Raw genomic sequence first — 18,261 nt, 5'->3', positions numbered from 1 at the left:
CCGGCACCGGCTTCGTCCTGGACGACAAGGGGCACATCCTCACCAACAACCACGTCGTCGAGCCGGCGGGCGACGGCGGCGAGATACAGGTGACGTTCAACGGCGGCCAGACCGCCAAGGCCACCGTCATCGGCCGGGACAGCGGCTACGACCTGGCTGTCGTCAAGGTCAAGGGCGTCTCCGGGCTCACCCCGCTGCCGCTCGGCAACTCGGACTCCGTGCACGTCGGCGACTCGGTGGTCGCCATCGGCGCCCCCTTCGACCTCGCCGGCACCGTCACCACGGGCATCATCAGCGCCAAGGCGCGCCCGATCACCGCCGGCGGCAAGAAGGGCGACGGCAGCGACGTCAGCTACGTCGACGCCCTCCAGACGGACGCCCCGATCAACCCGGGCAACTCCGGCGGCCCCCTCGTGGACTCCCGCGGCCGCGTCATCGGCATCAACAGCGCCATCCGCTCGGCAGGCGGCTCGTCGGAGTCGGGCGGCCAGGGCGGGAGCATAGGTCTCGGCTTCGCCATCCCGGTCAACCAGGCCAAGCGGGTCGCCGAGGAGCTGATCAACACCGGCCGGGCCACCCATCCGGTGATAGGTGTGTCACTCGACATGGAGTACCAGGGCGAGGGCGCCCGGGTGAACCCCAAGGGCGGCAGCGGCACCCCCGTGACCCCGAACGGCCCGGCGGACAAGGCGGGCATCGCCCCCGGCGACGTGATCAAAAAGGTCGACGACGTCCCCGTCCGCAGTGGTCAGGAGCTCATCGTCAAGATCCGCAGTCATCGGCCGGGCGACCGGCTCATGCTCACCGTCGAGCGCGACGGCAAGGAGCGCACGGTCCGGATGACGCTCGGGACGGCCAGTTCCAGCTGATCCCGAACCGGCCCTTGGTCCGATGTTGGCCCGGCCGTCTCCCGCACCGCCCGCCGGGCCAGGTACCGTGAGAGGCGGCCTGAACCCCTGGGCCGCCCACGCATCAAGGAGCTGCAGGTGCTCGACATAGGACTTCCCGAGCTGATCGCGCTCGTCGTCCTCGCTCTGCTCATTTTCGGTCCGGACAAGCTGCCGAAGATGATCCAGGACGTGTCGCGCACCCTGCGCAAGCTGCGGCAGTTCTCGGAGAGCGCCAAAGAGGACATCCGCTCCGAGCTGGGCCCCGAGTTCAAGGACTTCGAGTTCGAGGACCTCAACCCGCGCACCTTCGTCCGCAAGCACGTCCTGGACAAGGACGAGCTGGGGCTGAAGGAGATCCGCAACGGCTTCGACTTCCGCTCCGAGATGTCCGAATTGTCTGGAGTCACCGACGCGGTGCACGGACGCGACCCGGAGCCCGCCGCCTCGCAGTCCTCCGGCGGTCCCGACCTGCTCAAAAAGGGTCCCGACCTGACCAAGCAGGGCCCCGACCTGGTCAAGAAGACCGGGCCCGTCCAGCCGGGCGAGCGGCCCCCGTTCGACTCCGACGCCACCTGAGCTCCGCGGACGAGCGACGCCACCTGAGCCACGCCTGCGGTGCCCCATTGACGCGGGTGGCTATCCTCCCCTTGTCCGGGTCGACGGCGACGGCGCTCGCCGGAACGGCACGCCGGGCACGACGGGGCAACGAGGAGGCGCCGCGCAGATGGAGACCACCAGCCGGGCAGTGACGGCCGGAGCGCCCGCCGGGGAGACCCTCCCCGAGGGACAGGACGAGCCGGAGCGGGCACCCGGCGAGCGGCGGCCACTCGACGGCTACCTCCAGGCGGCGTTCCCCTGGTACGGGCTGGACGGCGCGTTCACCGGACGCCGCTGGCTGCTCCAGGTCGGCACGGCCGCCGACGGCACGGTGGAGCACGGCGCGACGGGCCACGGCGCGGAGCCCACGCTCCGCTCAAGCCACCCCGGCCGTTCCCCCAAGCCCGACCGGTTCGACAAGGCGGGCACCCTCTCCGACGGGCAGCGCTTCGCGGTCGTCGTGACCGTCGCCGGCCGCCCGGTGCGCCGCAGCGCCGACGGCACGGGCGTGCTGGAGGCCACCTCGGTCTCCTCGGCCGCCTGGCTGGCCGGCGCCGGCCTCCTCGCCTGCACCTGGCCCGCCCGGATGGAACGGGCCCTGCGGCAGAACTGGCTCGACCAGCAGACGGCCCTCGCCTGGGAACTGGCCGACCAGCTGGACGAGGCCCCCTGGAGCACCCTCTCCCTGCCGGTCGACGGCGTGTCCGCCGAGTTCCGCTACCGCGAGTCGGAGTACGGCTGGGTGCTCGCCGGCTCCGCCCCGCACGCCTGCGGCCACGGCGGGGACACCGGCTCCTGCACGGCCGCCGGCTGCTCCGGCGGGGTGCACATCGGCGCGTACGGACGCGGGATGAGCGCCTACGGCATGGGCTTCGCGGCCATCGAGGACATCGCCTCGTACGCGGGCTGACGCGCTGGGGCGGCACGCGTCCGCGCCCGCCCCGCACGCGTCCGCCCCGGGGAGCCCGTCCGCTCAGAACTTGTTGCGCGGCGTGATACCCAGCGACAGCCCCGAAAGCCCCCGCTGCCGCCCGCCCAGCTTGCCCGCGATGGCGCGCAGCGCGCTGCCGGCCGGCGAGTCCGGGTCGGACAGCACGACGGGCTTGCCCTCGTCGCCGCCCTCGCGCAGCCGGACGTCGATCGGGATCGAGCCCAGCACGGGCACGGTGGCGCCGGTGGTGCGGGTGAGGCCCTCGGCGACGAGCTGCCCGCCGCCGGTGCCGAAGACGTCGACCATCTCGTCGCAGTGCGGGCAGGGCAGCCCGGCCATGTTCTCCACGACGCCGACGATCTTCTGGTGCGTCTGCACGGCGATCGAACCGGCCCGCTCGGCGACCTCGGCGGCGGCCTGCTGAGGCGTCGTCACCACCAGGATCTCCGCGTTGGGCACCAGCTGGGCGACCGAGATGGCGATGTCGCCGGTGCCCGGCGGCAGGTCGAGGAGGAGGACGTCGAGGTCGCCCCAGTAGACGTCGGCGAGGAACTGCTGGAGCGCGCGGTGCAGCATCGGGCCGCGCCAGACGACCGGCGCGTTGCCGGGGGTGAACATGCCGATGGAGATGACCTTCACACCGTTCGCCGACGGCGGCATGATCATGTTCTCGACCTGGGTCGGGCGGCCCTCGGCGCCCAGCATGCGCGGGACCGAGTGACCGTAGATGTCCGCGTCCACGACGCCGACCTTCAGCCCGTCGGCCGCCATCGCCGCCGCCAGGTTGACCGTCACCGAGGACTTGCCGACGCCACCCTTGCCGGACGCCACCGCGTAGACGCGGGTCAGCGAACCGGGCTTGGCGAACGGCACCTCGCGCTCCGCGACCCCGCCGCGCAGCGAGGCGGCCAGCTCGCGCCGCTGCTCGTCACCCATCACGTCGAGCTCGACCGTCACACCGGTGACACCCGCCACGCCCGCGACCGCCTTGCGGACGTTCTCGGTGATCGTCTCCCGCATCGGGCAGCCGGCGACCGTCAGGTAGACCGCCACCGCGACCGAGCCGTCACCCGCGATGTCGACGGATTTCACCATGCCCAGGTCGGTGATGGGCCGGTTGATCTCGGGGTCGTTCACCGTAGCGAGCGCGGCGCGCACCGCCTCTTCGGCGGGGACGGTGCCAGGGGTCTCGGTAGCCATGCCCTGATGGTACGGCGGACCACCGACACCGGGGTAAGCCCGTCAGCGGTCGCGTTCCTCACTCTCCTCGGGGAATACCCGGCGCTGCTCCAGCTCCTTGATCAGGTCCTGGAACTCGGAGCGGATCCAGTCCCGCGTCGCCACCTCGCCGAGGCCCATCCGCAGCGCGGCGATCTCCCGCGTCAGGTACTCGGTGTCGGCGATGGACCGCTCGTTCTGCTCCCGGTCCTGCTCCAGGTTGACGCGGTCGCGGTCGTCCTGCCGGTTCTGCGCCAGCAGGATCAGCGGGGCGGCGTAGGAGGCCTGGAGGGAGAGCATCAGGGTGAGGAAGATGAAGGGGTAGCGGTCGAAGCGCAGATGGCCGGGGGCCGTGGTGTTCCACACCACCCACAGCACGACGATCACCGTCATCCAGACGATGAACCGGCCGGTGCCGAGGAAGCGGGCGATCTCCTCCGAGGTCCGGCCGAACGCCTCCGGGTCGTACTCCGGCAGCCAGCGGCGCCGCTTCGGCTTCGGCTGGTCGAGCCGGACGCGTTGGGGCGCGGGGGCGGCGGAACGTTCCTTCGCCCGTTCCCGCGGCAGACCGTGCTCACGGCCCCGGTCACTCCCCATCCCTCGCCTCCCCCGGCTCGCTGGAATCTTCCGCCGCCGCCATCGCGCTCATACCCAGAGCACCCTGGTGCAGTTCCGTCTCGCGCCAGTCGTCCGGCAGCAGGTGGTCCAGCACGTCGTCGACGGTGACCGCGCCCAGCAGCGAGCCGCCGGCGTCCACCACGGGCGCCGCGACCATGTTGTACGTCGCCAGGTAGCTGGTGACGGCGGGCAGCGGGGTGTCCGGGGGCAGCGGGCGCAGGTCGGTGTCGGTGATCGAGCCGACGAGCGTGAACGGCGGGTCGCGCAGCAGCCGCTGGAAGTGGACGGTCCCCAGGTACTTGCCGGTCGGCGTCTCGTCGGGCGGCCGGCAGACGTACACCTGGGCGGCGAGCGCGGGGGAGAGGTCGGGGTTGCGGACCCGGGCGAGGGCGTCCGCGACGGTGGCGTCGGGCCGCAGCACGATCGGCTCGGTCGTCATCAGACCGCCCGCCGTCCGCTCCTCGTACGCCATCAGCCGGCGCACGTCCGCCGCGTCCCCCGGCTGCATCAGGGTGAGCAGCCGTTCCTTGTCCTCCTCGGGCAGCTCGGAGAGCAGGTCGGCGGCGTCGTCGGGGTCCATCGCCTCCAGGACGTCGGCCGCGCGCTCCTCCTTCAGCTTGCCGAGGATCTCGATCTGGTCGTCCTCCGGCAGCTCCTCCAGGACGTCCGCGAGCCGGTCGTCGTCGAGGGCGGCGGCCACCTCGGCACGCCGTTTGGGGGACAGGTGGTGCAGGACGCTGGCGAGGTCGGCGGGGCGCAGCTGTTCGAAGGTGGCCAGCAGGCTGGCGGCGCCCTGCCCGTGCTCCTCCAGCGAGAAGCCGGTGACGGCCGACCACTCGACGGTCAGGGTCTCCCCCTTCCGGCGCAGCGCCCCGCCCTTGCCGCGCCGGACGAAGACCTTGTCGATCTCCCACTCGCGGCGGGCGTGGAGCTGGGTGATCGACACGTCGAGGACGGTGACCTCGTCGCCGGTCGCCACCAGCCGCACCCGGCGGTCCAGCAGCTCGCCGAGCACGAGGGTCTCGGTCGGACGCTGTTCGAAGCGCCGCATGTTGACGACGCCGGTGGTGACGACCTGGCCGGACTCCACGCCCGTCACCCGGGTCATCGGCAGGAAGATGACGCGCCGGCTGACGACCTCGACGACCAGCCCCAGCACGCGCGGTGGGCGGGCGCCGACCCGCAGCATCGCCACCACGTCGCGGACCCGGCCGACCCGGTCGCCGTTCGGGTCGAACACGGCCGTTCCGGACAGGTGCGACACGAACACGCGGACGCTCGCCGCCATGCCGCACACCTCCTCCACGGACCGCCCCCGGCCGTTGTCCGGTTCAGGCTAACGTGACCGGCCGCGTACTGCCGCTCCGCGCCGGGGGAGGCACCCGGGACGCAGGGGGCGCGAGTACGCTGCCGTATCCGGCGCTGACAGGAGGCAGGAGCAGGTGCGAACCCGGAAGGCGGCTCTCGTGGGGGCCCTGTGCGTGGGGCTGTCCACGGCCCTGGTGGCCTGCGGCGGCGAGGAGGACCCGGACGCCGGGACCAACGGCGTGGGCAAGCTCAAGGCCGCGGTGATCCAGGACCGGGCCCGCGAGGCCGCCCGCGCCGCCGACGCCGTCCACCTGTCCGGCAACGTCGTCAGCCAGGGCCGCACCTACCGCATCGACGTCCGGCTGCGGAAGGACGGCGGCAGCGGCAAGGTCACGTCCGGGGACGTCGCCTTCGAGCTGCTGCGGGTGGGCGAGGAACTGTTCGTCAAGGCGGACGCGGCCTTCTGGTCCCGCGGCGGCGCGGGCGCCCGCCCCGGCGGCGGCCCGAACCCGGTGCCGGCGCCGGCCGCCGGCAAGAAAGGCAAAGGCGACCTCGCCACGGCGGCCCAGAAGCTCAACGGCAAGTACGTCAAGGTGCCCTCCGGCGACCCCGCCTACCAGCAGCTGCGCGGCTTCACCGACAAGAACACCCTCCTGGACGGCCTCCTCGGCCTGCACGGCAAGCTGCTCCGTGGCGACCACGGGACGGTGGGCGGTACGCGGTCCATCCGCCTGACGGCGGGGGACGCACGGGGCTCCGGCGGCGTCCTGGACGTGTCCCTCGACGGGACGCCTTATCCGTTGCGGCTGCAACGGGCCGGTGGGGCGGGGGAGTTGGACTTCGCGGAGTGGGGGAAGGGGTTTCCGCTGCGGGTGCCGCCGAAGGGGCAGACGCTGGATTATGGGGAGCGGCTGCCGGCTGGGGGGTGATGCCCCGGTCCTGCCCCTCGTCCTCAGACGCCGGACGGGCTGATAGTGCCCGCTCAGGCACAGTCCAGCCCGTCCGGCGTTTGAGGACAACCGCGCGGAGCGCGGTTTCGGGGGTGCGGGGGCTGGCCCCCGCAAGAAACGGCGAAGGGGCGGGACCGGGGCACAGCCCGCCGCAGGCGCTCAGCCGCGCCGCCCCCGCCGCAGCAGCCGCGGCAACCCCGCCGGCATCGCCCGCCGCGTCGTGGCGGGAGTAGGCAGCGGCACGGCCGCCAAGGACCCGTCGGGCAGCGGCACCGTAGCCCCCGTGGGAGCGAGCCGGAGGACGCGGCAGTCTCGCGCCCACCGCTCGGTGAGAGTCTCCGCGTCGGGCGCGTTCAGCCGCTTGGGCCGGAGCTCGGCGACCGCCGCGGTCCACGCCTCGCCGCCGGGCGGGAGTTCGGTGACGGCGGCGGTCCACTCGACGAGCCGGCCGCCCTTGTCCTTGCTGCGGACGGTCACCGAGGCGGTGCCGCCGTCGACGAGGCCGAGGCCGTCGAGCGGCTGCTCGCCGGGGCCGCCGACGACGTGGACCGCGCCCTCGTGCCAGACGTGCCAGAGGGCCCGGCTCGGCCCGTCCGGCCCCTGGACCCAGATCAGGCCCGACTTCTTGGCAGCCTCTTCGATCAGCGCCCGCGTCTCCGTCATGCGCCCAACTCTAGGGCCCCGCGCCGGTTCGTCCCTCCGTGCGCCGATGATTCCGGTTACCCTGCGCGATGTTGCGGCCTAGGCTTGGGCGCGTGAGCGATTCCTGTACCGAGCGGCCGGCAGTCGCCGCGCCTGCCGCACCGCACCCCGGCGCCGGACCGGCCCCCGCACGGGGGACAGCGTCCCTGGCATCCCTCGACCTCGTCCTCCTCCTGGTCGCGGTCTCCGGGCTGGCCCTGTCCGCGCCGCTGATCGCCCACATCACGGCCGTCCCCGCGCTCGCCATCGCGTTCTGGCGCAACGCCATGGCGGTGGGCGTGCTCACCCCGGTCGCGCTGCTGCGGCACCGGGCCGCGCTGCGCGCCATGAGCCGCCGGGCGGTGCTGCTGTCCGTCGCCGCGGGCGCCCTGCTGGCCCTGCACTTCGGCGTGTGGCTGCCGAGCCTCGGCATGACCTCGGTCGCCTCCTCGACCGCGCTGGTCACCACCACCCCGATATGGACGATGATCCTGCTCCGCATGCGCGGTCGGCGGCAGCCCGCCGTGGCCTGGGCGGGCACGGCCCTGGCCTTCCTCGGCGTCGTGATCCTCACCGGCGTGGACCTGTCCAGCTCCCCGCGCGCCCTGGCCGGGGACGGCCTCGCGCTGGCGGGCGGCATGGCGGCGGCGGGCTACGTCCTCCTGGGCGCGGAGGTGCGGCGGACGGTGGCCACCGTCCCGTACACCCTCGTCTGCTACGCGACGACGACCGTCGCCCTGCTCGCGGCCTGCCTCATATCCGGCGCCTCCCTCGGCCCGTACGACGGCGGGGCCTGGACGCAGCTGGTGCTGCTGACGGCCACCGCGCAGCTGCTCGGCCACTCGCTGGTCAACCGGGTGGTGAAGAGCCTCGGCCCGTCCGTCACCTCGACGGCGATCCTGCTGGAGACACCGGGTGCGGCGTTGATCGCGGCGCTCTGGCTGGGGCAGCTGCCGCCGGCCGCGTCCTACCCGGCGCTCGCGGTGATCCTGGCCGGACTGGCCCTGGTGATCGCCGCGGAGCGCTCGGGGCGGGGGGAGCGGCGGCCGGCTAGAGCCAGCCGTTCCGCTTGAAGCCGCGGTGGATCGTCACACAGATGGCGACGGTGACGATCATGACCATGGGATAGCCGTACTTCCACTTCAGCTCCGGCATGTGCGTGAAGTTCATGCCGTAGATGCCAGCGATCATCGTCGGCACCGCGAAGATCGCCGCCCAGGACGTGATCTTGCGCATGTCCTCGTTCTGCGCGACGGACGCCTGCGCGAGGTTGGCCTGGAGGATCGAGTTGAGCAGGTCGTCGAAGGCGACCACCTGCTCGTGCACCCGGGCGAGGTGGTCGGCGACGTCCCGGAAGTACTTCTGGATGTCCGGGTCGACCAGCCGCATCGGCCGCTCGCTCAGCAGCTGCATCGGCCGCATCAGCGGCGTCACCGCCCGCTTGAACTCCAGCACCTCCCGCTTCAGCTGGTAGATCCGCCCCGCGTCGCCACCCCGCGAGGAACCCTTGCTGGGGGCGGAGAAGACGTCGATCTCGACCTCGTCGATGTCGTCCTGCACCGCGTCGGCGACCGCTATGTAGCCGTCCACGACCTGGTCGGCGATGGCGTGCAGCACCGCCGACGGGCCCTTGGCCAGCAGCGGCGGGTCCTGCTCCAGCCGGTGCCGCAGGGCGCGCAGCGAGCCCTGGCCGCCGTGCCGGACGGTGATGATGAAGTCCTCGCCGGTGAAGCACATCACCTCACCGGTCTCCACCACCTCGCTGGTCGCGGTGAGTTCGGCGTGCTCGACGTAGTGGATCGTCTTGAAGACGGTGAACAGGGTGTCGTCGTACCGCTCCAGCTTGGGCCGCTGGTGGGCGTGGACGGCGTCCTCCACCGCGAGCGGGTGCAGGTTGAACTCGCGCGCGATGCCCGCGAACTCCTGCTCGGTCGGCTCGTGCAGGCCGATCCAGACGAAGCCGCCGTCGGCGCGCACGCGCCGCATGGCCTCGGCGGGGCCGCAGGGGGCGCTGGCCCGCATCCCCTCGCGGTAGACGGCGCAGTCCACCACTGCGGTGCTGGTGGACGCGTCGCGAGTGGCGTCGTACTCGTACGGGGTCCCGCCGCGGCGCAGGGCGGGACGGACGGCGGCGCGCAGGTCACGGATCATCGACATGGCTGGCTCCATTCACGGGCCGGCCGCCGGTCGGGGGGCGCGGGGCAACACGGCCAGGAACGGGGACGTGCGGGCCTGTGACGAACGGGGTACGGACACAGGCGTACGTCCACGAAGCGGGCCGCGCTTCGTGCGCCGAACGAGAACGGCGGCAGTTCGCGGAGAACTTCGCTGAAGGCTTGCGGGAGGGCGTAAAGGCAGCGTTCTTCCGCCAAGAGCCGCGGGCGCGAAGGGACTTCCGGAGCCGGCGTGGAGCCCGGCGGTGGAAGGCGTCAGATCACAGGGAATGCGGGACGCGCGTCCGGAGCGGAGAGACGGGAGAACTGTCGGTACTGCACGGTCGACTAGGATCCACCGCAGCCCCACCTCCTCCGGCCGGTCCCCGCTGAGGGACGGACGTAACTCCCTGACCAGAGGCCAAGGCTAGCAGCCGCCCGGGACGTCAAGCCCCCGCTTTGCCTGTTCGATACACGTTCTATGCTCGGCGCCATGTCAGACGTTCTCGCCCGGGTCGAGGCCGGACTCCGCTCCGCCTTCGGGGAACCGGACGCACGCGCCGCGGTGACCTTCCTCGGCACCGACCGCATCGAGGTCCTCCGCTTCCCCGTGTCCGGAACGTTCCCCGCGCCCGGAACGGGCGACTCCGAGGGGGACGCCGTCCGCTACGCCACCCTCGGCATGTCCGCGCACCCCATGGCCGACCCGACGTCCCCGCTGGCCGACCCGGTGCGCGGGCCGCGCGCCGAGCTGCTCCTCACCGTCCGCCCGGGCCGCGCCGACACAGACAAGGTGCTCAGGCCGCTCGCCGTGCTCGCCGCCTCCCCGCAGGTGGAGGGCCTGGTCGTGGCCCCGGGCGCGTCCCTGGACACCGGTGAGCCGCTGTGGCCGGGCGCGTCCTTCACCGCCGTCCTCGTCGGCGAGCCGGGCGGACTGGTCGCGGACCTGGCGCTCGACGCGCCGATGGACCCCGTCCGCTTCCTCCCGCTGCTGCCGATGACCCCCAACGAGGCCGCCTGGAAGCGCGTCCACGGCGCGGCGGCCCTCCAGGAGCGCTGGCTGCGGCACGGCACGGACCTGCGGGACCCGCTGCGGAAGGGCGTCCCGCTCGACTGACGCCGTCGACCGACACCGTCGACTGGCACCGGGGCCGGCGGTCGGCACTCCGGAAGGGTGATCGTCCTTGACGCGACGGCGCCCTCGGAGGACCGTTGGAACCTATGAGGGGCGAACCCAGTTGCCCGAAGTGCGGTGGCCGGGTCCGTGCGCCCGGTCTCTTCGCCGACTCCTGGCAGTGCGCCGTGCACGGGAGCGTGCACCCTCTGCAACCCGTGGTTCCGCCGAGCGTCGAGGCGCTGGCCGTCGTCGTCGGCCGGGCGCGGGTCCCCGTCTGGATGCCCTGGCCGCTGCCGGTGGGCTGGCTGTTCACCGGCGTCGTCTGCGCCGGTGACGACCGCAGCGGCGGCCGGGCCACCGCCGTCGCCTGCTCAGGGCCCGGACCGCTCGGCGGACCGGGGGAGCTGCTGCTGGTCGCCGAGGAACTGGGCGTCGGACTGGGCGCCCGGTACGCGGGCATCGACGGCCCCGACCCCGGCTCGCGGCTGGGCGTCGACGGCCCCCCGGACGCCAAGGTCCTCGCGGCGGGCCGCCCCACCCCGCTCTGGCACGTCTCCGGCGTCCCCGGTGACCGTGCCGTCTTCGCCGGCGAGGCGTGCGGCCTCTGGCTGTGGGCCATCGTCTGGCCCGAGCGGTCCGGGCTGCTGATGTACGACGAGCTGGTCCTCACCGACCTGCGGGACGCGGGCGCCGAGGTGGACCTGCTGCCCTGCGGGGCGCTCTCGCCCTGGATCGTCTCGCCCTGACCCCCCGTGACGACCCCTGCGCCGACCCCCGTGGCGCCGCGCAGGACGCCGCACTGTACAAACCGCCGCACCGCGGGTGCCGGATCGGACCGGCCGGGGAGCGGGCGGACGACCGTTATCCTGAACCGGTTCCGTCCGTAGCGTGATTCTGATCGGTTCCGTCCGTTCGGTTCCCGTCTGTTCGCCCCGTTCGCTTCGTTCGCTGGGAGGCCCGTGTCGTGCGCATCGACCTGCACACCCACTCCACGGCCTCCGACGGTACGGACACCCCCGCCGAGCTGGTCCGCAACGCCGCCGCGGCGGGCCTGGACGTCGTCGCGCTGACCGACCACGACGGCGTCGGCGGGCACGCGGAGGCCCTCGCGGCGCTCCCGCCCGGCCTCACCCTCGTCACCGGCGCGGAACTCTCCTGCCGGCTGGGCGGCGCCGACGGCGTCGGGGTGCACATGCTGGCGTACCTCTTCGACCCGGCGGAGCCGGAGTTCGCCCGCGCGCGCGAGCTCGTCCGCGACGGACGCGAGCCCCGGGCCCGCGCGATGGTGGCCCGGCTGAACGACCTCGGCGTCCCCGTCACCTGGGAGCGGGTCGCCGAACTGGCCCAGGGCGCCGTGGGCCGGCCGCACGTGGCCACGGCCATGGTCGAGCTCGGCGTGGTCGACACCGTCTCGGACGCGTTCACGCCCGAGTGGCTCGGCAACGGCGGCCGCGCCTACGCCGACAAGTACGAGCTCGACCCGTTCGAGGCCGTCCGGCTGGTCAAGGCCGCCGGCGGGGTCACCGTCCTCGCCCACCCGCTGGCCGTCAAGCGGGGCGTGTGCGTCCCCGAGGGCGCGATAGCCGAGCTGGCCGCGGCCGGACTGGACGGTGTCGAGGTCGACCACATGGACCACGACGCCTCCGCCCGGGCCCGGCTGCGCGGCCTCGCCGCCGACCTCTCCCTGCTGACCACGGGTTCCAGCGACTACCACGGCCGCAACAAGACCTGTGCGCTCGGCGAGTTCACCACCGATCCCGAGATCTACGGCGAGATCACGCGCCGCGCGACGGGCGCGTTCCCCGTCCCGGGCGCGGGCGGCTGAGCCCGCACCACCCCGGAAGGCCCCCAGCGCGGGCCGGATGCCGCCGACGGCGTCCGGGCTTCCGCGCGCGTCCGTGCGCCGTATGACGCCGGCGCGCGACCACTCCACTCTCCGGGCGCTCCCTTTTTCCTTCCGCGACGACCGTTCCACGCGACGTCGCTTCTCCCACTCCCCGCCCCGTCTTCCCCGTCCTCCGACCGGCACCACACCGCAAGGCCCTCACTGTGTTCGACTTCGCTGTCTTCGGCTCGCTCTTCCTCACCCTCTTCGTGATCATGGACCCGCCCGGGATCACGCCGATCTTCCTCGCCCTGTCCTCGGGCCGGCCCGCCAAGGTCCAGCGGCGCATGGCCTGGCAGGCGGCGACGGTGGCGTTCGGCGTCATCACCGTCTTCGGCATCTGCGGCCAGCAGATCCTGGACTACCTGCACATCACCACCCCGGCCCTGATGATCGCGGGCGGTCTGCTCCTGCTGCTCATCGCGCTGGACCTGCTCACCGGCAAGTCGGAGGAGCCCACGCAGACGAAGGACGTCAACGCCGCGCTGGTGCCGCTGGGCATGCCGCTGCTGGCCGGGCCGGGTGCGATCGTCTCGGTGATCCTCGCCGTGCAGCACGCGGACTCGTTCGCCTCCCAGGTCTCGGTGTGGACCGCCATCGCCGCCATGCACGTGGTGCTGTGGCTGGTGATGCGCTACTCGCTGCTGATCATCAAGGTGATCAAGGACGGCGGCGTGGTGCTGGTCACCCGGCTCGCGGGCATGATGCTGTCCGCGCTCGCCGTGCAGCAGATCATCAACGGCGTCTCCCAGGTGATCCACAACTGGTGATCCGGGAGGGGCGAACGACCGCGCGAGCGGCCGGAGTACGCCCCCGTGAACGCGAAGCGCCCCCGTACGGACGGTCCGTGCGGGGGCGTTCCGCGTCCGACGGCTGCCGGACGTGCGTACTCTTCAGCCTGTCACCGCGTCGCGGTGTCGGCCGGGCGGATGTAGATGCGCTGGCCGATGGAGGCGGCCTGCTGCACGATCCGGTTGACGGAGGCGGCGTCCACGACCGTGCTGTCGAGGGCGGTGCCGTCGACGTCGTCCAGTCGCATGATCTCGAAGCGCACAGGCTTCTCCCTTCGTCTGATCCTCCTGAGGAGAACTTCGGCAGAAACGGGAACCGGCGCCGCAGCGTTGCGGTGCGTTCCCATACGTGTCCAACGAGGTGTCGTCTGCAAACATTCCCTACGCTAAAGAAATTTTTATCATGACTAATTACTGACCGGTAGTGTTTTGAGTGAGCGAGCCCCCCACATGAACGAAGAACACCCCGGAGCACTCGACCTGGCCGACGTCGTGGCCGGCATCGAGCGCACCAACGAACTACTCACCCGCGTCCTCGCCGAGGTCGCGACCACCCCCGCCACCCACGCCGTCTTCGTCGACGCGGGCTACGCCTACGCCGCCGCCGGCCGCCTCGTCGTCGGCAGCGAGGACCGGCGGGCCATCGAGCTCGACGCCGAGGGCCTGATCGAGGCGTTCATCGACAAGGCGCGGACGATCTTCCCCGACAGCCGACTGCTGCGCGTCTACTGGTACGACGGCGCCCGCCGCCGCATCCACACCACCGAGCAGCAGGGCATCGCCGAGCTCCCCGACGTCAAGGTCCGGCTCGGCAACCTCAACGCCCACAACCAGCAGAAGGGCGTGGACTCCCTGATCCGCACCGACCTGGAGACGCTGGCCCGGCACCGGGCGATCAGCGACGCCGTGCTCGTCGGCGGCGACGAGGACCTGGTCTCCGCCGTCGAGGCGGCGCAGGGGTACGGCGCCCGGGTGCACCTCTGGGGCATCGAGGCCCCGGGCGGACGCAACCAGGCGGACCCGCTGCTGTGGGAGGTGGACAGCCGGCGCACCTTCGACCGCGACTTCTGCGAGCCCTACGTGACCCGGCGGGCCGCTCCCGAGCCGCCCCCCGAGGCGCCGGCGCACCGGGGGCCGGTCCCGGACCGCGAGGAGGTGCGGTTCGTCGGCGCCCGGGTGGCCTCCGAGTGGCTCGGTGCCCGGGGCCCGGACGCCCTGTCCGAGCTCCTCCCCGGCCACCCCTACCTGCCGGGCGCCGTCGACCAGGAGCTGCTGGTCGCCGCCGAGGCGCTGCTCGGCCTGTCCCTGCGCGGCCACGCGGACCTGCGCCGGGCGCTGCGCGACGGGTTCTGGGACCACCTGCGGATGCGGTTCTGAGGTGCTCCGGGATTTTCGGTGAGGCGCGAGGGGCTCCCGAGGTCTCGGGAGCCCCCGAAGCGGCCGGGGATGGAGTGACGGAACGGGGGCATACGCCCAGGGGAAGAACTGCGCGTGGGACGCGCGTGCCGGAATGCGTACCGGAGGACCGAGTGGAACCCTTGCTACGGGTGGGACGCGGCCCGACGCGCGCCGGCCACCCGTCACCGCTGGAGTACCGGACAAGAGAGACGAGGCGATCGGCCATGTCGGCTTCCGACCGTGCGGGGCCGGGGACGCCCTGCTGGGTGAGCCTGTTGACCGGCGACCTCGGCGCGGCGCAGCGTTTCTACGGCGCGGTGCTCGGCTGGACCTTCCGGCAGGGCTCGCTGGGCGAGGACTTCTGCGTCGCCCTCTCCGGCGGCCGGTCCGTCGCCGGGCTGGGCAACGTCGCCCGCCGGATGGGCGTGGCCGTCCACTGGAGCAGCTACTTCGCCGTCGCCGACGCGGACACCGCGGCGTCACGGGTCCGCGAGCGCGGCGGCACCGTCGCCGTCGGTCCGCTCGCCTTCGGCGGCGGCCGTGCCGTGCTGGCCGCCGACCCGGACGGCGCGGTCTTCGGGTTCTGGGAGGGGCGGGTGCTGCGCGACTGGAGCATCGGCAGCGGCGCCGCCCCCGCCTGGCTGGAACTGCGCACCCGCGACTGCTTCGACGCCGCCCTCTTCTACGGCGGCGTCTTCCAGTGGGACGGCCAGGACACGGACGTGCGCTACGAGGACGACGTGGTGATGGTGCGGGTCGCCGGCCAGACGGTGGCCTGTCTGCGTGGCGGCGCCGTCGAGGCGGCCCCCGACCCCAAGGTCCGGCCGCGCTGGCACGTCTACTTCCGCGTCGACAACGTGGAGAAGGCCGTCGAGGCGGCCGTCGCGGCCGGCGGCTCGGTGGTCGCCGAGCCGGGCGTCTCGCGGGTCGGCCAGGAGGCGACCCTCTGCGATCCCGAGGGCGGCATCTTCACGGTCACCGAGGCGGCGCGGGGCTGCTGACCGCCGGCCGGCAGGCCGTCGGGGCCCAGAAGTCGAGGAGCCGGGCGGCCGTGGCCGCCGGCTCCTCGGCGTTCGGCGAGTGCCCCGCGCCCTCGACCAGCACGCGCCGCGCGGACAGCTCCGCCGCCATGGCGTCCAGCTCGGGCACCGGCCAGGCGTAGTCCTCCGCGCCGGAGGCCACGCACAGCGGCAGCGGCAGCCGCGCCAGCTCCGCGACGCGGTCCGGCTCGGTCATCAACTGCCGGGCTGTGGTGGTGAGTTGGAGGGGGTGCGTGGTGAGCCACCGTCGGTGCAGGAACGCGCCGTGCTCCGTCGGCAGGATGCTCTCTTCCGGGTCGCCGCTCTGCTCAGCGTCGAGCCGGAGCATCTCCCGCCACACCTCCTCCATGCTCATCCCCAGCCCCTCCAGGGCGTGGATCAGCAACCGGGTGCGCTCCTGCTGCCCGGCCGAGACCGGCCCCCGCCCACTGCTCATCAGCGTCAGCGAGCGGAACGCGCCCGGTTCGCGCAGCGCGGCCGCCCGGGCGATCAGCCCGCCGAGCGAGTGGCCGAGCAGGTGCACCGGACCGTCGCCGAGCGCGGCGGCCTGCGCCAGGACGTCGAGCGCCAGCTCGTCCGGGGCGTAGGCCGCCGCGTCGTCGGGCCCGGGCGTCTCGAACTGCCCCCGCCCGTCCACCGCGACCGCCCGCAGACCGCCCTCCGCGAGGGGCTCCAGCAGCGCGATGAAGTCCTCCTTGCTGCCCGTGAACCCCGGCACCAGCAGCACCGTGCCCCGGTGCGCGCCGGCCGGCCGGGCGTCGTGGACGGCGAACTCCCCGCGCGCGGTGGCGAGCCGGTACGCACGGGCACAGGGGGGCAAGGTGAGGAACGGCGGCCTGCTCATGGTCCGAGGCTAACGCGACGTCCGATGGCCGCCAGCCCCGGGCGGCCCGGGCGAAGAAGATCGAAACATGCAGAACACAGTGAACAGCGCAGTAGTCCCCAACGAGTTCGACGGCAAGGCCGTCCTCGTCACCGGCGGCGGCCGGGGCATCGGCCGGGCCGTCGTCCTCCGCCTGGCGGCGGGCGGTGCCGACGTCGCTTTCACCTACCAGACGAACGAGGAGGCCGCGGCGGACGTCGTGGCCGAGGTGAAGGCCCTCGGCCGGCGCGCCCTGGCCCTACGCGCCGACGCGGCGGACGCGGCGGCGGTACGCGGCGCGGTGGACGCGGTCGTCGCGGAGTTCGGACGCCTCGACGTCCTCGTCAACAACGCGGGTGTCGGCGCTCTCGGCCCGATCGGCGAGCTGACCGAGGAGGACGTCGACCGCGTCCTCACCGTCAACGTCCGAGGGGTCTACCTGGCCACCCAGGCGGCGGTGCGGCACCTCGGCGCGGGTGGGCGCATCGTCATGATCGGCAGCTGCATGACGCAGTACGTGCCGTTCCCCGGCGGCACGCTCTACGCCACCAGCAAGGCGGCCCTCATCGGCCTGACCAAGTCCCTGGCCCGCGAGCTCGGCCCCGCCGGTGTCACCGTCAACATCGTCCACCCCGGTCCCGTCGACACCGACATGAACCCGGCGGACGGGCCCTTCGCCGAGGCTCAGGCGGGGGCGACGGCTCTTGGCCGGTACGCACGGCCGGAGGAGGTCGCGGCGACGGTCGCCCACCTCGCCTCGCCCTCCGCCGGGTATGTGACGGGGGCGTCGGTGGCCGTGGACGGGGGGCTCGCGGCGTAGGCGCGCCTGCGGCGGGCGGTGCCCCGGTCCCGCCCCTTCGCCGATTCCTGGGGGTCGGCCTCCAGCCCCCCTGAAACCGCGCTCCGCGCGGTTGTCCTCAAACGCCGGACGGGCTGAATCAGCCCGTCCGGCGTTTGAGGACGCGCGCCGCAGGTGCGCCCGGGGTGCGGGACCTCCCGCAAGAAACGGTGAAAGGGTGGGTCCGGGGCCCAATCCCCTTAGGCCACGACCTCCGCCTCGGCCACCGGCGCGGCAGCGGCCTTCTTGCGGGTCCGCTTCGGCTTCGCCTCCGCCTCACCCTCCACCGCGGGAGCGGCAGCGGCCTTCTTGGCCGTCCGCGTCCGCTTGGGCTTGACCTCGGCCTCGTCCTGGGCGACGGGAGCGGCGGCGGCCTTCTTGGCGGTGCGAGTGCGCTTGGGCTTGGCCTCACCCTCCGCCTCGGCGACGGGAGCGGCGGTGGCCTTCTTGGCCGTACGGGTGCGCTTCGGCTTCGCCTCGACCTCCGCCTCACCCTCTGCCACCGGCGCGGCAGCGGCCTGCTTCGGGGTGCGAGTGCGCTTCGGCTTGGGCTCGGCCTCACCCTCCGCCTCGGCGACGGGAGCGGCGGAGGCCTTCTTGGCCGTACGCGTGCGCTTCGGCTTCGCCTCGACCTCCGCCTCACCCTCAGCCACCGGCGCGGCAGCGGCCTTCTTCGTGGTGCGAGTGCGCTTCGGCTTGGCCTCGGCCTCACCCTCCGCCTCGGCGACGGGAGCGGCGGTGGCCTTCTTGGTCGTGCGGGTGCGCTTGGGCTTGACCTCCGCCTCGCCCTCGGCCACCGGCGCGGCGGTGGCCTTCTTGGCGGTACGCGTCCGCTTCGGCTTGACCTCGGCCTCCGCCTCGACGGCCGGCGCGGCGGCCTCGACGACCGGCTCAGGCGCCGTAGCGGCGTCCGAGCCGAGCGTGGTGACGGCCCGCGTCGCGACGCGCCGCGTGCGCTTCGCCGGGGCGGCCGGCGCGGTGGCG

General features: G+C 73.3%; 19 protein-coding genes and 1 pseudogene. 12 read left to right on the top strand and 8 right to left on the bottom strand.

Annotation, left to right across the window (positions count from 1 at the left end; genetic code table 11):
- From JNW98_RS29785 to JNW98_RS29775, 3 genes are all read left to right on the top strand, one after another.
- Positions 1-869: S1C family serine protease (locus JNW98_RS29785; protein WP_223771406.1), on the top strand; the 869-nt coding region annotated here is incomplete at its 5' end.
- A gap of 117 nt (positions 870-986) precedes the next feature.
- Complete coding sequence (locus tag JNW98_RS29780; RefSeq protein ID WP_223771405.1) at positions 987-1,466, top strand: sec-independent translocase; 480 nt, start codon at positions 987-989, stop codon at positions 1,464-1,466.
- A gap of 148 nt (positions 1,467-1,614) precedes the next feature.
- The gene (locus JNW98_RS29775) at positions 1,615-2,397 is read left to right on the top strand and encodes a hypothetical protein (protein ID WP_223771404.1); all 783 of its coding nucleotides are present in this window, start codon (positions 1,615-1,617) and stop codon (positions 2,395-2,397) included.
- A 63-nt stretch (positions 2,398-2,460) separates the two neighbouring features.
- Here JNW98_RS29775 and JNW98_RS29770 read toward each other — a convergent pair whose 3' ends face one another.
- From JNW98_RS29770 to JNW98_RS29760, 3 genes are read right to left on the bottom strand one after another with little or no spacing between them, the layout of a single operon-like run.
- Positions 2,461-3,618, bottom strand: a complete 1,158-nt coding sequence (locus JNW98_RS29770) for an Mrp/NBP35 family ATP-binding protein (protein ID WP_223771403.1) — start codon at positions 3,616-3,618, stop codon at positions 2,461-2,463.
- Between the two features lie 42 nt (positions 3,619-3,660).
- Positions 3,661-4,233 (bottom strand): DUF1003 domain-containing protein, encoded by a 573-nt coding sequence (locus JNW98_RS29765; protein WP_223771402.1) that lies wholly within the window; start codon positions 4,231-4,233, stop codon positions 3,661-3,663.
- The gene (locus tag JNW98_RS29760; RefSeq protein ID WP_223771401.1) at positions 4,223-5,542 is read right to left on the bottom strand and encodes a magnesium transporter MgtE N-terminal domain-containing protein; all 1,320 of its coding nucleotides are present in this window, start codon (positions 5,540-5,542) and stop codon (positions 4,223-4,225) included. Before JNW98_RS29760 ends, JNW98_RS29765 begins: the two co-directional genes overlap by 11 nt.
- A gap of 154 nt (positions 5,543-5,696) precedes the next feature.
- Here JNW98_RS29760 and JNW98_RS29755 point away from each other — a divergent pair, with 154 nt between their 5' ends.
- On the top strand, positions 5,697-6,491 hold the full coding sequence (locus JNW98_RS29755) for a hypothetical protein (RefSeq protein ID WP_223771400.1): 795 nt from the start codon (positions 5,697-5,699) through the stop codon (positions 6,489-6,491).
- 180 nt (positions 6,492-6,671) lie between these two features.
- Here JNW98_RS29755 and JNW98_RS29750 read toward each other — a convergent pair whose 3' ends face one another.
- Positions 6,672-7,175: a hypothetical protein gene (locus JNW98_RS29750; protein WP_223771399.1), complete on the bottom strand. Its 504-nt coding sequence runs from the start codon at positions 7,173-7,175 to the stop codon at positions 6,672-6,674.
- Between the two features lie 68 nt (positions 7,176-7,243).
- Here JNW98_RS29750 and JNW98_RS29745 point away from each other — a divergent pair, with 68 nt between their 5' ends.
- Positions 7,244-8,266, top strand: a complete 1,023-nt coding sequence (locus JNW98_RS29745; protein ID WP_372459351.1) for a DMT family transporter — start codon at positions 7,244-7,246, stop codon at positions 8,264-8,266.
- On the opposite strand, the gene corA is transcribed toward JNW98_RS29745, so the two are convergent.
- Positions 8,244-9,350 carry a magnesium/cobalt transporter CorA gene (gene corA, locus JNW98_RS29740; RefSeq protein WP_223771398.1) on the bottom strand — a complete coding sequence of 369 codons (1,107 nt, stop codon included), beginning with the start codon at positions 9,348-9,350 and terminating at the stop codon, positions 8,244-8,246. The two genes, JNW98_RS29745 and corA, sit on opposite strands and share 23 nt — an antisense overlap.
- A gap of 489 nt (positions 9,351-9,839) precedes the next feature.
- Here corA and JNW98_RS29735 point away from each other — a divergent pair, with 489 nt between their 5' ends.
- From JNW98_RS29735 to JNW98_RS29720, 4 genes are all read left to right on the top strand, one after another.
- A complete protein-coding gene (locus tag JNW98_RS29735) occupies positions 9,840-10,463 on the top strand; it encodes a suppressor of fused domain protein (RefSeq protein ID WP_223771397.1) in 624 nt (207 codons plus the stop codon).
- A 104-nt stretch (positions 10,464-10,567) separates the two neighbouring features.
- Complete coding sequence (locus JNW98_RS29730; RefSeq protein ID WP_223771396.1) at positions 10,568-11,209, top strand: DUF6758 family protein; 642 nt, start codon at positions 10,568-10,570, stop codon at positions 11,207-11,209.
- Positions 11,210-11,427: 218 nt separating this feature from the next.
- Positions 11,428-12,288, top strand: coding sequence for a PHP domain-containing protein (locus JNW98_RS29725; RefSeq protein ID WP_223771395.1), 861 nt, complete (start codon positions 11,428-11,430; stop codon positions 12,286-12,288).
- Between the two features lie 224 nt (positions 12,289-12,512).
- On the top strand, positions 12,513-13,118 hold the full coding sequence (locus tag JNW98_RS29720) for a MarC family protein (protein ID WP_223771394.1): 606 nt from the start codon (positions 12,513-12,515) through the stop codon (positions 13,116-13,118).
- A gap of 131 nt (positions 13,119-13,249) precedes the next feature.
- Here the strand turns inward: JNW98_RS29720 and JNW98_RS29715 are convergent, their stop codons facing one another.
- Positions 13,250-13,402: a DUF8834 family protein gene (locus JNW98_RS29715; protein WP_004945549.1), complete on the bottom strand. Its 153-nt coding sequence runs from the start codon at positions 13,400-13,402 to the stop codon at positions 13,250-13,252.
- Between the two features lie 187 nt (positions 13,403-13,589).
- Here JNW98_RS29715 and JNW98_RS29710 point away from each other — a divergent pair, with 187 nt between their 5' ends.
- Together JNW98_RS29710 and JNW98_RS29705 are read left to right on the top strand one after the other, a co-directional pair.
- Positions 13,590-14,516, top strand: a complete 927-nt coding sequence (locus JNW98_RS29710) for an NYN domain-containing protein (protein ID WP_223771393.1) — start codon at positions 13,590-13,592, stop codon at positions 14,514-14,516.
- 245 nt (positions 14,517-14,761) lie between these two features.
- Complete coding sequence (locus JNW98_RS29705) at positions 14,762-15,538, top strand: VOC family protein (protein ID WP_223771392.1); 777 nt, start codon at positions 14,762-14,764, stop codon at positions 15,536-15,538.
- On the opposite strand, the gene JNW98_RS29700 is transcribed toward JNW98_RS29705, so the two are convergent.
- A complete protein-coding gene (locus tag JNW98_RS29700) occupies positions 15,513-16,421 on the bottom strand; it encodes an alpha/beta fold hydrolase (RefSeq protein ID WP_223771391.1) in 909 nt (302 codons plus the stop codon). The genes JNW98_RS29705 and JNW98_RS29700 overlap by 26 nt on opposite strands.
- A gap of 67 nt (positions 16,422-16,488) precedes the next feature.
- On the opposite strand from JNW98_RS29700, the gene JNW98_RS29695 reads away from it, so the two are divergent.
- Positions 16,489-17,259: an SDR family oxidoreductase gene (locus tag JNW98_RS29695; RefSeq protein ID WP_223771390.1), complete on the top strand. Its 771-nt coding sequence runs from the start codon at positions 16,489-16,491 to the stop codon at positions 17,257-17,259.
- A 218-nt stretch (positions 17,260-17,477) separates the two neighbouring features.
- Here JNW98_RS29695 and JNW98_RS29690 read toward each other — a convergent pair.
- A pseudogene (locus JNW98_RS29690) lies at positions 17,478-18,261 on the bottom strand (DEAD/DEAH box helicase); the annotation flags it as partial.

It is taken from the genome of Streptomyces huiliensis (genome assembly GCF_020037025.1).
Classification (GTDB): Bacteria; Actinomycetota; Actinomycetes; order Streptomycetales; family Streptomycetaceae; genus Streptomyces; species Streptomyces huiliensis.
Note: the sequence above shows the minus strand (reverse complement) of the source record. Positions and strands in the feature narration are given on the sequence as shown.

What these genes read in the sequence shown, in the direction of transcription:
- JNW98_RS29700 (WP_223771391.1), bottom strand. Translation starts at nt 16,421, where the DNA reads ATGAGCAGGCCGCCGTTCCTCACCTTGCCCCCCTGTGCCCGTGCGTAC.
- JNW98_RS29765 (WP_223771402.1), bottom strand. Translation starts at nt 4,233, where the DNA reads ATGGGGAGTGACCGGGGCCGTGAGCACGGTCTGCCGCGGGAACGGGCG.
- JNW98_RS29745 (WP_372459351.1), top strand. Translation starts at nt 7,244, where the DNA reads ATGTTGCGGCCTAGGCTTGGGCGCGTGAGCGATTCCTGTACCGAGCGG.
- JNW98_RS29750 (WP_223771399.1), bottom strand. Translation starts at nt 7,175, where the DNA reads ATGACGGAGACGCGGGCGCTGATCGAAGAGGCTGCCAAGAAGTCGGGC.
- JNW98_RS29775 (WP_223771404.1), top strand. Translation starts at nt 1,615, where the DNA reads ATGGAGACCACCAGCCGGGCAGTGACGGCCGGAGCGCCCGCCGGGGAG.
- JNW98_RS29695 (WP_223771390.1), top strand. Translation starts at nt 16,489, where the DNA reads ATGCAGAACACAGTGAACAGCGCAGTAGTCCCCAACGAGTTCGACGGC.
- JNW98_RS29705 (WP_223771392.1), top strand. Translation starts at nt 14,762, where the DNA reads ATGTCGGCTTCCGACCGTGCGGGGCCGGGGACGCCCTGCTGGGTGAGC.
- corA (WP_223771398.1), bottom strand. Translation starts at nt 9,350, where the DNA reads ATGTCGATGATCCGTGACCTGCGCGCCGCCGTCCGTCCCGCCCTGCGC.
- JNW98_RS29760 (WP_223771401.1), bottom strand. Translation starts at nt 5,542, where the DNA reads ATGGCGGCGAGCGTCCGCGTGTTCGTGTCGCACCTGTCCGGAACGGCC.
- JNW98_RS29770 (WP_223771403.1), bottom strand. Translation starts at nt 3,618, where the DNA reads ATGGCTACCGAGACCCCTGGCACCGTCCCCGCCGAAGAGGCGGTGCGC.
- JNW98_RS29710 (WP_223771393.1), top strand. Translation starts at nt 13,590, where the DNA reads ATGAACGAAGAACACCCCGGAGCACTCGACCTGGCCGACGTCGTGGCC.
- JNW98_RS29730 (WP_223771396.1), top strand. Translation starts at nt 10,568, where the DNA reads ATGAGGGGCGAACCCAGTTGCCCGAAGTGCGGTGGCCGGGTCCGTGCG.
- JNW98_RS29735 (WP_223771397.1), top strand. Translation starts at nt 9,840, where the DNA reads ATGTCAGACGTTCTCGCCCGGGTCGAGGCCGGACTCCGCTCCGCCTTC.